The 16257-nt window shown below is 70.9% G+C and carries 13 protein-coding genes; 8 read left to right on the top strand and 5 right to left on the bottom strand.

Translation table 11 applies throughout. The features are described 5' to 3' along the window. Positions 1–124: 124 nt before the first annotated feature. Positions 125–865, bottom strand: a complete 741-nt coding sequence (locus ABZ851_RS15485) for a class I SAM-dependent methyltransferase (RefSeq protein WP_361126866.1) — start codon at positions 863–865, stop codon at positions 125–127. Positions 866–1338: 473 nt separating this feature from the next. On the opposite strand from ABZ851_RS15485, the gene rho reads away from it, so the two are divergent. Beyond that, positions 1339–2472: a transcription termination factor Rho gene (rho, locus tag ABZ851_RS15490; protein ID WP_361126869.1), complete on the top strand. Its 1134-nt coding sequence runs from the start codon at positions 1339–1341 to the stop codon at positions 2470–2472. Between the two features lie 85 nt (positions 2473–2557). On the opposite strand, the gene ABZ851_RS15495 is transcribed toward rho, so the two are convergent. Both ABZ851_RS15495 and ABZ851_RS15500 read right to left on the bottom strand, forming a co-directional pair. Then, positions 2558–2665, bottom strand: a complete 108-nt coding sequence (locus tag ABZ851_RS15495) for a DUF664 domain-containing protein (protein ID WP_361126872.1) — start codon at positions 2663–2665, stop codon at positions 2558–2560. Further along, complete coding sequence (locus tag ABZ851_RS15500) at positions 2637–4307, bottom strand: allantoin permease (RefSeq protein ID WP_361126875.1); 1671 nt, start codon at positions 4305–4307, stop codon at positions 2637–2639. The genes ABZ851_RS15495 and ABZ851_RS15500 overlap by 29 nt, the downstream gene beginning before the upstream one ends. Positions 4308–4643: 336 nt before the next feature. On the opposite strand from ABZ851_RS15500, the gene ABZ851_RS15505 reads away from it, so the two are divergent. Further along, the gene (locus tag ABZ851_RS15505; RefSeq protein WP_361126878.1) at positions 4644–6041 is read left to right on the top strand and encodes a tetratricopeptide repeat protein; all 1398 of its coding nucleotides are present in this window, start codon (positions 4644–4646) and stop codon (positions 6039–6041) included. Positions 6042–6069: 28 nt separating this feature from the next. Here ABZ851_RS15505 and ABZ851_RS15510 read toward each other — a convergent pair whose 3' ends face one another. Continuing rightward, entirely contained in the window at positions 6070–7419 is a 1350-nt protein-coding gene (locus tag ABZ851_RS15510; RefSeq protein ID WP_361126881.1) for an MFS transporter, read from the bottom strand. A 227-nt stretch (positions 7420–7646) separates the two neighbouring features. On the opposite strand from ABZ851_RS15510, the gene ABZ851_RS15515 reads away from it, so the two are divergent. Together ABZ851_RS15515 and ABZ851_RS15520 are read left to right on the top strand one after the other, a co-directional pair. Continuing rightward, positions 7647–8687 (top strand): NAD(P)-dependent alcohol dehydrogenase, encoded by a 1041-nt coding sequence (locus ABZ851_RS15515; RefSeq protein ID WP_361126884.1) that lies wholly within the window; start codon positions 7647–7649, stop codon positions 8685–8687. Positions 8688–8725: 38 nt separating this feature from the next. Next, positions 8726–9523, top strand: a complete 798-nt coding sequence (locus tag ABZ851_RS15520; RefSeq protein WP_361126887.1) for a DeoR/GlpR family DNA-binding transcription regulator — start codon at positions 8726–8728, stop codon at positions 9521–9523. 77 nt (positions 9524–9600) lie between these two features. On the opposite strand, the gene ABZ851_RS15525 is transcribed toward ABZ851_RS15520, so the two are convergent. After that, entirely contained in the window at positions 9601–10347 is a 747-nt protein-coding gene (locus ABZ851_RS15525) for a TetR/AcrR family transcriptional regulator (protein WP_361126890.1), read from the bottom strand. 70 nt (positions 10348–10417) lie between these two features. Between ABZ851_RS15525 and ABZ851_RS15530 the strand changes: the two genes are divergently transcribed. The 4 genes from ABZ851_RS15530 to ABZ851_RS15545 all read left to right on the top strand — a co-directional run bounded on the left by ABZ851_RS15530 (position 10418) and on the right by ABZ851_RS15545 (position 16191). Next, a complete protein-coding gene (locus tag ABZ851_RS15530) occupies positions 10418–11308 on the top strand; it encodes an alpha/beta hydrolase (protein WP_361126893.1) in 891 nt (296 codons plus the stop codon). A 184-nt stretch (positions 11309–11492) separates the two neighbouring features. Then, positions 11493–12062: a hypothetical protein gene (locus ABZ851_RS15535; RefSeq protein ID WP_361126896.1), complete on the top strand. Its 570-nt coding sequence runs from the start codon at positions 11493–11495 to the stop codon at positions 12060–12062. A 243-nt stretch (positions 12063–12305) separates the two neighbouring features. Next, entirely contained in the window at positions 12306–14546 is a 2241-nt protein-coding gene (locus ABZ851_RS15540; protein ID WP_361127349.1) for an ATP-binding domain-containing protein, read from the top strand. Positions 14547–14670: 124 nt separating this feature from the next. Further along, entirely contained in the window at positions 14671–16191 is a 1521-nt protein-coding gene (locus tag ABZ851_RS15545; RefSeq protein ID WP_361126899.1) for an FAD-dependent oxidoreductase, read from the top strand. Positions 16192–16257: the final 66 nt, after the last annotated feature.

The raw sequence follows: 16257 nt of genomic DNA on the forward strand, positions 1-16257 counted from the left end.
TGACGTGACGTTTGCTCAGCAGCTCGCCGCCAGGTTGCCGATTCGAAGCGCGTACCGGCACTTGTGCTCGTAGGTGTGCGTCAGATGGAGGGCTCGGGTCGGCGACGGCGAACCCATCCGTCCCTCAGGCGGCAAGGGCAGCCCGGGTGGCCACCACCAGCCGGCACCGTGGGCTGCCGTCCGGGCGTCGGCCGAGCTCCGGCAGGGCGTGCAGCTGGACATCAAATCCGGCCCGTGTCAGTTCCGCTCGCACGTCGGCGAGCCGGAAGGTCCGGTAGTACATGACGAAGCGCGGCCGCCACAGGGTATTGCGGACCCGCATCGCCGTGTCGAAAGCCAGCAGTGCCCAGTAGCCGGGCGACCCCGGTCGCGCCGGCGCCCCGATCGGGAAGACGAACCGGCCGCCGGGGCGCAGCACGGAGTGCACCTGCGCGAACAGCCCCGGCCGTTCCCTGGGCAGAAAATGCCCGAACGCACCGAAGCTCACCACGAGGTCGAAGACCGGCCCGAACGGGAGCGCGCGTGCGTCCGCGCGCACCCATGCGGTGGGTGGTGCCCCCGCGGCCTGGCGTTCACGGGCGCGCGCCTGGGCGAGCATTCCCGCGCTGAGGTCGACTCCGGTGACCCGCTCGCGGCAGACCTGCCGCAGTACGTCCGTGCCCGCGCCGGTGCCACAGCACAGGTCGAGGCCGCTGTCGAACGGCCCCAGGCTGTGCAGCGCCCGCGAAACGGGTGTCAGGATCGCGTCCGGGGTCCGGAACGGCGTGTGGTCGAAGGCCGGCGCGAGCAGGTCATAGCCGCGCTCGACGGAGGACAGCGCCTGCACGGCGAGTTCACGGAAGGTGGGACCCTGAGGTGCGAACATTGCCCTCAGCATAGAACCCGTCCGCACTGGGGGGCGCATCGGCTGCGGTGTGTGGTACCGTCCGAACTGAACGTATGTGTGCTTGCCGCCCTTCCGGCGCCCGTACGTCGCTTCTCTTCCTTCGCTTGCGCATCGCTGTTGCGCCCGTCCTTCTCGACCGGCGATCCAGCAGGCACCGGCTGCTCGATATGCACCGTCCGGCGATGCCTCAGCACCTTTCTTTCCGGTCGCGGGCTTTTCCGACCTCCGGCAGGGCGTGAACTCACCGCCCTTTCCTGCCGGATTCTCCTCCCGTCGGCCCGCAAACGAACTTCCTGAGAGGACCTACCTCCATGACCACTGGTACCCATGTCAGCAGGCGACCCGGCACGGCCACTATTCCTGCTTCTCCTGCTCCCTCCGCTTCTTCTTCCTCTTCTCCTTCTTCTTCTCCGTCCGGTGCCCCTTTTGCTTCCCGTACCGTTGATCAGCCCGTGGCCGCGGCTGCGGGCTCCGAGAAAACCGATGTGGCAGTAGCCGGAGTCCTGGATATCGCGAACGACCGGCAAGAAGCCGGTTTTCTCCGCGCGGAGGGCTGTCTTGCCGCGTCCGGCGATGTCCGGGTGCCCGCTGCGCTGATCCGTGAAGCGGGCCTGCGCAAAGGGGATTTCGTCGTCGGGAGCTGCACACGGCCGCGGTTGCTCGCCCGGATCGAGTCGGTCAACGGGCACAGGCCGGAAGCCGTGCGCGGGCGGCCGCATTTCCGTGACCTCACGCCACTGCACCCGCGCCACCGCATGCGCCTGGAAAGCGCAACCGGCGCACTGGCACCGCGGATCGTCGATCTGATCGCACCGGTCGGCAAGGGGCAACGGGGTCTGATCGTGGCACCCCCGAAGACGGGCAAGACGGTGCTGCTGCAACAACTCGCCGCCGCCGTCGCCGAGAACTACCCCGCATCCCGGCTGATGGTCGTGCTGATCGATGAACGACCCGAGGAAGTCACGGATATGCGGCGCTCGGTACGCGGAGAGGTGCTTGCCTCCACCTTCGACCGGCCGGCGAAGGAGCACATCACGCTCGCCGAACTGGCCGTGGAACGCGCCAAGCGACTCGTCGAGCACGGGCAGGACGTCGTCATCCTCTTCGATTCCCTCACCCGCCTGTGCCGGGCGCACAACAACGCCGCCTCGTCGGGTGGCCGCACCCTGAGCGGAGGCGTCGACGCCACCGCGCTGCACGGCCCCAAGAGGCTCTTCGGTGCGGCACGGCTCGCGGAGGAAGGCGGTTCGCTGACCATCCTCGCCACGGCCCTGGTGGAGACCGGTTCCCGGGCCGACGAGTACTTCTTCGAGGAATTGAAGAGCACCGGGAACATGGAACTCCGCCTGGACCGTGGGCTCGCGGACAAGCGGTTCTATCCCGCGGTCAATGTCAGTGCGTCGGGCACCCGGCGCGAGGAACTGCTGCTACCGGAAGCCGAGTTGACGGCCGTCCGCCGGCTGCGCCGCGCCCTTCGGGCCGGAGACGGCCAGGCGAACACGGAGTCCCTGCTCGAAAAGGTCCGGAGTACGCCCGACAACGCGACGTTTCTGCGGCAGGTACGGCACACCGCTCCGGGCGGGTGAACCTACGGCCCGGATGACGGGACGACCGGCAGCCGGGTGGTCGGGGCGTCGGGTGACCAGGCGCAGGGATGCCCGGCCGACCCGGTCAGTAGTGCCCCTTCCTGCCGTCGGCAAGCTCCCGGAGGGCGTCCATGTGACCTGCGTGCCGGGCTGTTTCCGCCGGCTCAGGAAGCGGGCGCCGCCGGCAGGACATGGGCGCCGGTCCGGTCGGTGCTCAGGCACAGGGAGCAGATCACCGCGGCGTGCTGGTGGCAGGCGGCGAGGTCCGGGCGTTCGAACTCCTGTCGGCAGACATGGCATGCGTACCGGGCCGGGCTGGGGTTGCCGTCCGGGTCCAGCAGCGGGGCGTCGATTCCGTCGGTGGTGCGCCGCAGATAGAAGCGGCCCCTGGTCAGGACGGCCGTCAGGGGGGTGAGCACGAAGGCGATCACTGCGGCCGCGACCGGTGAGTACGGCTGGAGAGTGTCCCCCAGAGCGTGGAAGTACAGGGCGATCGACAGGCCGGACGCGACGGTGAAGGACACCACGCCGACGGGGTTGACCGCATAGAGCATGCCGCGGCGGAACTCGGGGGCCTGCGGGGAGAGTTTCAGCAGGTACTTGTTGACGATGATGTCGGTGGCGACGGTGACGATCCAGGCGATGGCGCAATTCGAATAGAACCCCAGGACGCTGTTGAGGAAGCTGAACATGTCCGCTTCCATCAGGACCAGGGCGAAGGCCAGATTGGCGAGCACGAACACCATCCGGCCCGGATAGCGCTTGGTGACCCGGGTGAACGAGTTCGTCCAGGCCAGCGAACCGGAGTAGGCATTGGTCACGTTGATCTTGATCTGGCTGATCACGACGAGGACCACGGCCAGCGGGATGACCAGCCACGACGGCATCATGGCCGCGAAAGCGCCGGTGAACTGCCGGATGGGCTCGGTGGCCGAGGCCGCGCCCACCTCGGCGAGGACGTACACGGCCAGGAAGACACCGATGGCCTGCTTGAGCGCGCCGAGTACGACCCACCCTGGGCCGGCCATCACCACGGCGGTCCACCAACTGCGCCGGCTCCCCTCGGTCTTGGGCGGCATGAAGCGCAGGTAGTCGACCTGTTCACCGATCTGCGCGATCAGCGACAGACACACGCCCGCGCCCAGCAGCACCGACGCGGTGTTGATCCCGCCGTCGCCGTGAGCGCCCCGGTACGACAGGAACGTGTGCACCGTGCCGGGGTCCGTGGCGATCAGGTACAGCAGCGGCCCCACCATCAGCAGCAGCCAGACCGGGGTCGTCCACACCTGGAGCTTGCTGAGCGCCTTCATCCCGTAGATGACCAACGGGATGACCATGCAGGTGGACAGCACATAACCCAGCCACAGGGGCAGCCCGAGGCCCAGTTTCAGGCCCTGCGCCATGATCGAGCCTTCGAGGGCGAAGAAGATGAAGGTGAAGCTGGCGAAGATGACGCTGGTCAGGACCGAGCCGTAATAGCCGAAGCCCGAGCCCCGGGTGATCAGGTCCAGGTCGATGTTGTAGCGCGCCGCGTAGTAGGCCAGGGGGAAGCCGGTGAGGAAGATGACCACCGCGGCGACCAGGATCGCGGCCAGGGCGTTCCCCGTGCCGTGGGCGAGGCCGATGCCCGCACCGATCGAGAAGTCGGCCATGTAGGCGATGCCGCCCAGCGCCGTGGTGGCCACGACCATCGGCGTCCAACGGCGGTAGCTGCGCGGGGCGAACCGGAGGGTGTAGTCCTCCAGGGTTTCGTCGGCCGCTGTGCCGGCCGGTGCCTCGGTGGGGGCGGGCCGAGGGTCGCTGTCGGGGACGGTCAGTTGTGGCTCGGCGCTCATGCCGGACCTCCTGGGGCAGTGGGAACACGACGGGCGGCCACGCGCACGGCAGGGGACCGTGCGGCGGCGCGCCCGCGGCGGCGAAGCGGGTGTGCGGTGCTGGGAGATTAGGAAGCGCGTGTTTCCCGCAGCGTCCTCCCCGGTGAAGGGGGTGTTTCCGGGCAGCGGGAAGAACGGCGGCGCCATGAGCACGATGTGCTCGCTGCGCGTCCGGGAGAGCGGGTAGACATGAGGCTGCCGACGGCGGAGCGGAGTCCGGGACGGCACCCGGCATCACCGCCACCGCCCGGAGAGCCCTCTTCGCCCCGTCCCCTCCCTCACCCCGCAGGAGCCACCATGACAGCGGACCGACACGGGCACCCGATGAGCGAGACCGGCACCGAGGCCCTTGCGCACTACGAACAGGCCCTGGACGACCTGCTGTTCTTCCGGCCCCGGGTCGTGGAGACATCTCAGGCGGTACTCGCTGCCTCGCCGCGGTCGGTGATGGGGCAGACGCTGGCCGCCTATCTGGGGGTGCTGGGCACCGAGGAGAAGGACGCGGCCGCGGCACGGGAACGCTTCGTCCGCTTCCGCGCCGGCCTGGACACCGACCGGCTGACACCCCGGGAACGTATGCATATCGCCGCCGCAACGGCATGGCTGGACGGCGACCTGCACGGCGGCGGCCGCATCCTCGGCGACCTCTCCGTCGCCTTCCCGCGCGATGCGCTGGCACTGTTCGCCGGCCACCAGCACGACTTCCTCACCGGGGACGCCCAGCGCCTGCGCGACCGCGTCGGCGGAGCACTGGACGTCTGGGACGAGGACGACCCCCACCACGGGCCGCTGCTCGGCATGTATGCGTTCGGGCTGGAGGAGTCGGGCCACTACGAACGGGCGGAGGAGGTCGGTCTGGCGGCCCTTGCGCAGCATCCGGGCGATGTGTGGGGCATCCACAGCGTGGTGCACACCTACGAGATGCGGGGACGTTTCGCGGACGGGATCCGCTTTCTCGACGCCCGTACGGACGACTGGGCCCGGGGCAGTCTGCTCACCGTCCACAACTGGTGGCACTACGCCCTCTACACACTGGAGCTTGGTGCCACCGACCGCGTCCTGGAGATCTACGACTCCGCGCTCCACCATGACGCCTCGGCCGGTGCGGCGATGGAACTGCTCGACGCCGCGGCGCTGTTGTGGCGGCTCTACCTGGCGCAAGAGGAACAGAGCGCGCGGTGGGCCCGGCTCGCCGATGCCTGGGAGAGCCGCCAGGACGGCCCGCACTATGCCTTCAACGACGCACACGCGGTCATGGCCTATGTGGGGGCGGGCCGCTTCCCCCAGGCACAGCGCCTCGTCCGGGACCGGGAAGACTGGCTGGCGGCGGAGGGGGGCGTCGCCAACCGCGCGATGACGGCCGATGTCGGACTGCCCGTCTGCCGCGCCCTGATCGCCTACGGCCGGCAGGACTACGGCCGGGCCGTCGATCTGCTGCTGCCCGTCCGCCACCGCCTGCACACCTTCGGCGGCAGCCACGCCCAGCGGGACGCGATCCAGCGCACCCTCGTCGAGGCGTCCCTCCGCTCGGGCCGGGCCGACCTGGCACGGACCCTGCTCAGCGAGCGGATCCAGCTGCGCCCGGTCTGCCCGTACAACTGGTCGGCCAAGGCCCGGCTCGAGGAACAGCTCGGCGACCCCGCACGCGCCGCGGCCGCCCGCGCCCGCGCGGCCGCGCAGGCGGCCGCCGCGTAACGGGTGGAACGGGCCACCCGTCCGGGCGTCAGTGCTGCCCCGCGGGCAGGCCGGCGTGCTCCACGGCCGGCGGGACGTCGGGCGTCAGGAACTCCGGGTCGGGTTCGAGGAAGCGGATGGCGACGGCGGTGGCGAGGTGCAGGACGGCGAAGATCCAGACGATGCCCTCCACACCGACCGGGCCCAGGGCGAGGGCGACGATGGCGGGGCCGGCGAAGGTGCTCGCTCCGGCGCCCAGGTTGAGTGCGGACATGGCCTGTCCCTTGTGGTGTGGCGCCAGCGCGGGAACCAGCGCCGAGATCGGCACATAGCCGGCCAGGGCGATGCCGTAGAGGGCGGCGGCCACCGCTGCGGCGGCGAAGTGCGGTCCTGCCACGACCGGTACGTAATACAGCGCCAGGCAGGTGAGGGCGCAGGCCACGGCGCCGAACCAGGTCATGGTGCGCTGCCAGCCGAGGCGGTCGCCGACGGCCCCGAAGAACAGGTTGGCGAAGATGTTCGCGGCGAACATCACGCTGAGCAGGCGCAGCCAGGCCGAGGTGCTGAAGCCGACCGTCTCGGTGAAGAAGAACGGCAGGCAGACCAGGAAGCCGAACTGGGAGCCGGTGCTGAAGACGCGGACCGCGGCGCCGATGGCGACACGGGGGCGGCGCCGCATGATCGAGACGCTGCCCGCCAGGGTCGTGAGCGGACGCCCGCGGCCGGGAGCGAGCCCGCTCCGGCCGGTGGGCTCGCGCACCAGCAGCAGGGCGAGCAGACCGCCGAGCACCACCAGGCCGAGCGCGAGCCACAGCGTCCGGTACGAGCCGACCATCGGGATCGTGGCGCTGGCGACGAGTGAGCCCAGGGTCGGCAGGCCGCCGGTGAAGGCGAACCAGTACCAGCCGACCGCCGTTCCCAGCCGCTGTGGCGGGGTCGCCGCGGTCACCCACACCAGGAACCCGTAGGCGAACAACGGATAACCGAACCCGCGCAGCCCGTAGATGAGCATCAGCAGGGGATAGTTCATGGCGGGCAGCGCCACCGTCAGCATCAGCAGCTGGAAGACGAGCCAGATGGCGAATCCCGCGGTCATCACCCGTCGTGGCCCCCACAGGTCCGAGAGGGCTCCCGAGAGCCAGGCGCCGAGGGCGACGGTGATGCCGTAGACGGCGATGACCGCCGCCGCATCCGGCTTGGCCAGGCCCTGATCGGCCAGGTACTTCGAGAAGAAGCCGGTCTCCACGCCGTCGCCGGTCATGAACAGCAGTACCCCCAGGAAGCCCCAGGCCAGTGCCGGGGGTATGCCCAGGCGGGCACATCGGGAGTGGCTGCTGACGGCCGGCGGGCGGCCGGTGGCCGGTACCGGCGCCGGCCGGGGGTGGGCGGGGCTGCTCATGGGCTCTCCAGGGGGCTGGGCGTGATCGGTGAGCAAGGGGGAGGGCGCACCGCCGGCTGCGTCGGCAGGCGGCCGGGGCAAGTCTTCTCGCATTTTGTGCGAAGTCAAGACTGCTCTGATAAAAAAAGAAGCGGTACCGTGCTGACATCCAGGGGCGCGCCGGTCCGGAGCCGGATCGTGCACGGCCCCCGCCCCACCCCCGCACCCGAGGGAGCCGTGACCCCGCCATGACCACCACATCCGGGATTCCCACCACCATGCGTGCCGCCGTACTGCACGGACCCGGGAAGCTGAGCGTCGAAAACCGTCCCGTTCCCGCACCCGGCCCGGGAGAGGTCCTGGTCCGCGTCGAGGCGGTCGGGACCTGCGGCTCGGACGTGCACTACTACCGCGAGGGGCGGATCGGCGACTTCGTCGTACGCGAACCGCTCGTGCTGGGGCACGAGGCGGCCGGCACGGTCGTCGCCTGCGGTCCGGGCACCGACGAACGCCGGACGGGGCGGCGGGTTTCCATCGAGCCCGGCACGCCCTGCGGCAGCTGCGGTGAATGCCGTCCGGGCCGCTACAACCTCTGCCCGGACATGCACTTCCTCGCCACGCCGCCCGTGGACGGCGCCTTCTGCGAATACCTCGCCGTGCGCGAGGGCTTCGCCCACGAGGTCCCCGACACCTTCACCATCGAGGAAGCCGCCCTGCTCGAACCGCTGTCCGTGGCGGTCTGGGCCTGCCGCAAGGCCCGCGTGGCCCCCGGCGACCGGGTGCTGATCACCGGCGCCGGGCCCATCGGCCTGGTCGCCGCCCAGACGGCACGGGCCTTCGGCGCACGGGAGGTACTGGTCACCGACGTCCTCCCGCACCGCCTGGAACTCGCGCGGGCCGTCGGCGCCACGGCCCTCGATGTCTCCCGTACACCGCTGTCCGAGGCGGCGTACACCCCTACCGTCCTGCTGGAGTGCTCCGGCGTGCCCGCCGTGAGCGGCGAGGCGATCCGTACCGTGGCCCGGGCCGGACGGGTGGTGCTCATCGGGATGGGCGGGGCCGAGGCGCCGCTGCCGGTGAGCCGGGTGCAGAACTACGAACTGGAACTGACCGGCACCTTCCGCTACGCCCACACCTGGCCCACCGCGATCTCCCTGGTGGAGTCGGGCAGGGTCCGGCTCGACTCCCTGGTCTCGCACGGTTACGGTCTTGCCGAGGCCGAGAGCGCACTGACCGTCGCCACCCACGACGCGACCGCCGTCAAGGCCGTCATCTACCCGCAGCGGTAGCCGCGCTGCCGCTGTCCGACCGGAAAGGGGCGGCCCCGATGGCTTCCGCACGGTCGTCGCTGGCCGAGGTCGACCGGCGACGGCAGGACGTACTGGCCCATGTCGTCGAGCACGGAGACGTGCGCATCGACGAACTGGCGAGACACTTCGGGGTCAGCCTCGCGACCATGCACCGCGATCTGGACCAACTCGCCGAACGCCGGCTGCTGCGCAAGGAACGCGGCCGGGCCGCGCCCTTTCCGACCCTCACCATGGAGACCGCCACCCGCTTCCGCACCGGCGTGAACCTGCCGGTGAAGGAGGCGCTGTGTGCCGCCGTCGCCGACGAGATCCGCCCCGGCAGCACCCTCGTGCTGGACGACTCGACCACGGTCTTCCCGCTCGCGGCCCGGATCGCGCGGACCGAAGCGGTCTCCGTGGTCACCAACTCCCTGGGTGTGGCCCGGTTGTTCGACGAGACACCGGGCGCCGATGTCACCCTCCTCGGCGGCCGCTACCGCGGCGAGTTCGGCTCCTGCGTCGGCCCCGAGGTGCTGCGCGCCCTCGGCCGTCTCCGCGCCGACCTCGCGGTGATGTCCGCGGTGTCCGTACTCGGCGGCCGGCTCTTCCACCCGATACGCGACTACGCCGAGATCAAGGAAGCCATGCTGGACTGCGCCGAGCGGTCGCTGCTGCTGGTGGACCACACCAAGTTCGGCAAGTCCGCCACCCATGCCTACAGCGACATCGCCCGCTACGACCGGGTGGTCACCGACCGCGGTGCGCCGGCCGGGGAGCTGGCCGAACTGCGCCGCAGGGGAGTGGCGGTCGACGTGGTCGACGTGGCCGACGCCTGACGGTGCACCGCAGCGGGGCGGTGCCGGCTGCCCCGGACCGCCGGGCCTGTTCCCATCCGCCGGGCCTGCCCCGCACCTCAACCACGAGAAGGCCGCGGTGACTCCGGGGCGGGAGCGAGCAGGCCCGCCAGCACCCGGCGGACCACCCGCTCGAACAGGTCTTGAGCATCCTGCGCCGGGTCGGCCGCCGGGCGGGCTTCCGGGTGGTCGGTGAGGGCCTGCGCGAGGAGCGGATGGGCACCCTTCCCGGCCGCGGTGGCGAGATAGGCGGCCTGTGCCGACTGGCGCGCAGAGGGCGACCGGAGGCTCTGCAGGGCGGCGCGGGACACCATCGCGACCAGCGCGTTCAGCACGGCGACGGCCTCCAGCTTGGCCGGTCCCGTCATCCGCACCGGCGCCAGGGCTCCGAGGGCGAATTCGAGGTAGTCCAGCCCGCAGGGACCCACCCGCATCGCCTCCGGCGGCACCTCGAGCAGCCAGGGGTGCCGGAGTTGGACCTCCCGGGTGCGGGTGGCCAGCGCCACCAGATCCGTCACCGGGTCCCCGGTCAGGGACACCGTGAGGTCGATCTCGCCGGTTGCCGCATCCACCATCAGATCCACCAGATCGTCACGGCCGGCGACATAGCGGTAGAGGGACGCGGGGCCGGTGCCCAGTTCCTTGGCCACCTGCCGCACGGACACGGAGGCCAGCCCGCCGGCATCGGCCAGACGGACCGCGGCCCGGGTGATCTGCCCACGGCTGCGCTCGGGTGCCGGCCCCCGCGCTCCTCGCTCGGGACGTTCCCACACCACCACTGGATCCTCGGCCACCACGACCCTCACCCACCCCTCTCCCTCGCCCGGCCCGCTATGCTAATAACTGCGAACGCCGATCGCAGTATTGAGGGGGATCATGAACATATGGACGCCGGCCCGCTGGGCCCGCAACGGCGAAGTGGAGCTGGCCTATGACGAGTTGACGGCGGCTCAAGGCAAGGCGCCACTGCTGCTGGTGACCGGCCTGGGTGTCTCGCGTCTCTGGTGGCCCGACGGCCTGGCCCAGGCCCTGGCCGCGCAGGGATTCGCGGTGGCCCGCTATGACCAGCGCGACGCGGGGGAATCGACCCATCTGCCGCCCTCCGCGACCGGCAACCCCATCACGGCGCTCGTCCGCAAGCGCGGCGCGTCGTACACCGCCCAGGACATGACCGACGACGCCGTCGCCGTGATGGACGCGCTGGGCTGGGAGTCGGCCCATCTCTTCGGCCAGTCGCTCGGTGGCGCCATCGCCCAGCGCATCGCGCTGCGCCACCCCGGGCGGGTACGGACGCTGACGTCGGTGTCGGCCGTGCCGGGCGACGCCGCGGGCCTGGGCGCCCTGCGCTACATCCGGCCGCGGACGCTCGGCAAGCTCGCCCGGATGAGGTACCCGGACACGTCCGAAGGCGATATCGAGGCCGGGATCGCCCTTGCCCGCCTCCTGCACTCGCCCGCGTATCCGCTCGACGAGCAGGCCGTCAGGGACGCGGTCACCAGCCTGGCGGATTCCGGGGTCCGCGACGGGCACAGCCAGAGCCGGCAGATCGGCGCGCCGTGGCACGGCCCCGCCATCAGCCGGATCAGGGCGCCGACCCTGGTCCTGCACGGCGCGGACGATCCCCTGGTCAAACCCGCTGCCGGGCGCGCCGTTGCGGCCCGTATCCCGGGTGCGCGGTTCGTCTCGTTGCCCGGCGTCGGCCACGACCTGCCGGAACCGGTCTGGAACGACGTCGCGATCCGGGTGCGACGCCTCGCCGGCCGGTAGGGACGCGGCTGAACAGCCTTCCGGGCAGCGGCGCCTCGGTCGGACGGTCCGACCCGGACACCACTTCGATTTCGCGACAACGTGGCCCGTCCGTCGGCCACATGCCGGCCGGCGGACAACTCCGCCGCCACCCGAGCCGTCCTACCGCACGTATCTGTACGCACTCTTCTTCGGAGGTTCATTCATGCGACGGTTGGGGACAGTGGCCGCGGCGCTCGTGCTGGCGGGCGCCGGCGTGGCGGGCACGGCAGGAGCGGCCGGTGCCGCGACCGGCCCGGCGGACAAGGCCCCCGCGGCCTGCTCAACCGCCTGGGGCAGCGGCAACAAGTCGGCGACCACCGCGAACACCAAGCCCTTGAGGGACATCAAGGCGAGCCACACCGCGTGCTACGACCGGATGGTCTTCGATATCAGCGGAGCAGACGGCAAGCCCGGCTACCACGTCGGTTACGTCGATGCGTTCCACCAGGACGGTTCGGGCGAGCGGATACCCGTCAAGGGCGGCGCCATCCTGCAGATATTCGTGTCCGCGCCCAGCCACGACCCGGTGACCGGTAAGCAGACCTATGCGGGGACGGCCGGCAAGCCGCTCCCGGGAGTGAACATCACCGGATACAAGACGTTCACGGACACCAAGTTCGGGGCGAGCTTCGAAGGGCAGACCCAGGTCGGCCTGGGCCTGCGCGCCAAGCTGCCGTTCCGGGTGGTCCAGTCCGGTCACGAGCTGATCGTGGACGTCGCTCACAAGTGGTGAAACACCTCGTCATGGGCGCCCGTCCCCGCTTCTCCGGAAGGGGGCCGGGGGCCCGTCCGGCGCCCGGGTGAATAGTCCGGCGGCACACACAGAAATACCCCGGTCCGCATTGACGGCCGGGGTATTTCTCTGTGTATATTGAGGGCTTCTGTGTCTTCATACCGAGCCTTCACCAGGTAATGAAGTAAGCCCAACTTCATTACCGAACTTTACCCGAGCGGAGCTGAATTGTCAAACGAGGAAATGCGGCGCGAACAGGAATTCATTGACCTGCTCTATGAACGCCTCGCCGAACTGCGGACCGGATCCGAGAGGGCGGTGAACGCGGCCCTCCCGCTGGACGGGAACCATGCCCAGGCACGGCTGGAGCGCGATGTGCTGGTGGCCGAGCACGCGGGCCTGCTGGCCGCCTTCGACGCCGGCGAGAACGGCCTGTGCTTCGGCCGGCTGGTCTTCCGGGACGGGCGTGATCACCACATCGGCCGTATCGGCATCCGGCGCGACGACGCGGACCGGACCCCGCTGGTCCTCGACTGGCGGGCCGAGGTCGCCCGCCCGTTCTACCTCGCCACCGGGCACACCCCGATGGGGCTGCGCCGCAGGCGTCACCTCACGACCGAGGGCCGGAACGTCACCGCCCTCCATGACGAGATCCTCGACCTCGACGACACCGAACGCACCGGGTACGAGGGCGCCGACGCGGACGCCGTCCTGCTGTCCGCGCTGGACGCGGCGCGCACCGGCCGGATGCACGACATCGTGCAGACGATCCAGGCGGAACAGGACGCGATCATCCGTGCCCCGCACCGCGGTGTCCTCGTCGTGGAGGGCGGGCCCGGCACCGGCAAGACCGTCGTCGCGCTGCACCGCGCCGCATACCTGCTCTATGCGCACCGCGAACTGCTCGCCCGCCGCGCCGTGCTGATCGTCGGGCCCAACCCCGCGTTCCTCAGCTACATCGAGGAGGTGCTGCCCTCGCTCGGCGAGACGGGCGTCCTGCTCGCCACACCCGGTGAGCTCTTCCCGGGCGTGACCGCGACCGGCACCGACAGCGCCGAAGCCGCCCGGGTCAAGGGCCGTGCGGAGATGGCGGACGCCCTGGCGGCGTACGTACGGGACCGGCAGACCCTGCCCGGCCCCGAGATCGTGATCGACCACGAGGACGGCGAACTGCGGCTGGACGCGGACATGGCGTACGAGGCACGCCGCCTCGCGCGTGAGACCAGGCTGCCGCACAACCTCGCCCGCCCCCACTTCGCCTTCCGCGTCATCGACGCCCTCACCGCACAACTCGCCGACCGGCTGGGCGCCGACCCCTTCGGCGGGCCGAACTTCCTCGGCCCCGACGACCTCGCCCAGCTCGGCAAGGCGATCGCCACCAGCGCCGAAGTGCAACGCGCCATCGAGGAGTTGTGGCCCGACCTCACGCCGCAGCGGCTGGTCGCCGACTTCCTCGCCGACCCCGCCCACCTTCCGGAGGCCGACGCGGAAGTGATCCGCCGTGCGGACGGCGACTGGACCCCTGCGGACATCCCCCTGCTGGACGAGGCGGCCGAACTCCTCGGCGAGGACGACTCGGCGGCCCGCGCCGCGGCCGAGGCGGAACGCCAGGAGCAGATTGCCTATGCCCAGGGGGTGCTCGAACTCTCCTACGGCTCCCGTACCCAGGAGTTCGAGGACAAGGTGGACGAGGACTCCGAGGTACTGGCCGCGCACGATCTGCTGGACGCGGAACGGCTCGCCGACCGGCAGGAGGAGGCCGACCACCGCACCGCTGCCGAACGCGCGGCGGCCGACCGGACCTGGGCATTCGGCCACATCATCGTGGACGAGGCACAAGAGCTCTCCGCGATGATTTGGCGGCTGCTGATGCGCCGCTGTCCCACCCGGTCGATGACCCTGGTCGGCGACCCGGCACAGACCGCCGAGCCGGGTGGCTGCGGCTCGTGGGCGAGCATCCTCGCGCCGTACACCGGCGACCGCTGGCAGCACGTCAGGCTCGGGGTCAATTACCGTACGCCGAGCGAGATCATGGACATCGCGGCGGAGGTGCCCCGGTCCACGGACCCCGCGTTCGAACCGCCGCGCTCGATCCGTTCCACCGGTGTTCCCCCCTGGGCGCAGCGTACCGACGACTGCGCGCGCACCGTCGCCGAGGCCGTCGCACGGGAAGCCCAGGAGCAGGGCCGCCTCGCCGTGATCGCCCCACGGTCCCGCCACGAGGCCCTGGCCGCCGCCCTCCCGGCCGCCTCCGCCGGTTCCTCCCCGGACCTGACCCGCCCGGTGGTCCTCATCGACCCGCGGCAGGCCAAGGGTCTGGAATTCGACACGGTGATAGTCGTGGAGCCGGCGGAGTTCGGGGCCAGTGACCTCTACGTCGCTCTCACCCGGGCCACCCAACGGCTCGGCGTGATCCACGCGGCACCCCTGCCGCCGGGACTGGAGACGCTTTTGCCGCGGACCGCCGCCCTCACCGGTCGGTGACGCCTGCCGGACCGGTGTCGGCGGCCTGTCGGTGACTGTCGGTCCGATGTCGGCGGGGTCCGGCACCTTTTGAGAGGTCCCGCCGGGTGTCCGCCCGGCTGACGGTTGGGGAAAGGGATCTCTTGTGCATGACGTGGTGATCGTGGGTGCCGGCCCGGTCGGTCTGTTCCTTGCCTGTGAGCTCGGCCGCGCGGGCTGTTCCGTCCTGGTGCTGGAGCGGGAGCCCGAGTCCCGCTCCCCGTTCAAGGGGAAGCTGCTCGGGACGCGGGGCCTGTCCGCCGCTTCGACCGAGGCGTTCCACCGCCGCGGGATGCTGCATCAGCTGCGGACGGCCTCGGGCGGCCACGGCGATCCCGGCGCGGACGCCGAAGCGGCGCGCGAGCCGGCCTCCCTTCGTGGCGTGGGCCATTTCGCAGGCATCAGGATCGACCCGGACCGGGTCGACGCCACCGCCCTGCCGTACCGGCTTCCCGGACAGGCGATGGACGGCATGCTGACTCACCTCGAAGCGGTCGAGACGCTGCTGGCCGAGCAGGCATCCCGGCTCGGCGTGGAGATCAGGCACGGCGTCACGGTCTCCGCCCTCAGCCGGCACGAGCAGAGCGCGGTCGCGTACGCCGGCGAGCATGCGTACCCGGCCCGCTGGGTCGTCGGCTGCGACGGCGGACGCAGCACGGTGCGCGGACTCGCGGACTTCGCGTTCGTGGGCACCGAGCCGCAGTTCACCGGCTACACCATGCAGGCCACCGCCGCCGATGCCGAGAAGCTGGGCCCCGGGATCAACCTGACGCCGACGGGCATGTACCTCCGGCTCCTGGAGGGGCACATCGCCATGGTGGACTTCGACGGCGGCGCGTTCGACCGCTCGCAGCAGCTGACCCGCGACCATCTCCAGGCGGTTCTGCGCCGGGTATCCGGCACCGACGTGACGCTGAGCGAGGTACATCTCGCCTCCAGCTTCACCGACCGGGCGATGCAGACGACGACCTACCGGCAAGGACGCGTCCTGCTCGCGGGCGACGCCGCCCACATCCACTCGCCCCTCGGCGGACAGGGACTCAACACCGGCATCGGCGACGCCATGAACCTGGGGTGGAAGCTCGCGGCGACCGTGCACGGACACGCCCCGGACGGGCTGCTCGACAGCTACACCCGCGAGCGCCGTCCGATCGGCGCCAAGGTGCTCGACTGGTCGCGCGCCCAAGTGGCCATCATGCGGCCGGACCCGCACTGCCAGGCGATCCAGGGAGTGATCCGCGACCTGATCGGGACCCGGGACGGAGCGACCTACGTGGCCGGGAGGCTGTCGGGAGCGTCGATCCGATACGACCTCGGCAGCGAGCATCCATGGGTCGGCCGCAGCGCCCCCGACTTCCGTCTCGAAAACGGCACGCGCCTGAGCGACCTGATGCGGGACGGGCGGGGCGTCGCGCTCGATTTCAGCGCCGATCGGTGCCTGCGCGATGCGGCGAAGGGCTGGGAGAGCCGGATGCGGTACGCAGCCGGTCCGGCGGAGAACGACCTGGGACTGGGCGCCGTGCTCGTCCGGCCCGACGGCGTCGTCGCCTTGGCCGGTGAGCGCACCCCTGACCGCGAGGCGTTCGAGCAGACCGCCGGCCAGTGGTTCGGTGCCCCGGACAGCTGACGCGGCCCCGTTCTCCTGAGCGCCGCCCGTTCTCTCGCCTCACCCGAGTTCAAGGAGCGCACATGA

Source organism: Streptomyces sp. NPDC047049 (assembly GCF_040643995.1).
GTDB classification, from domain to species: domain Bacteria; phylum Actinomycetota; class Actinomycetes; order Streptomycetales; family Streptomycetaceae; genus Streptomyces; species Streptomyces mooreae.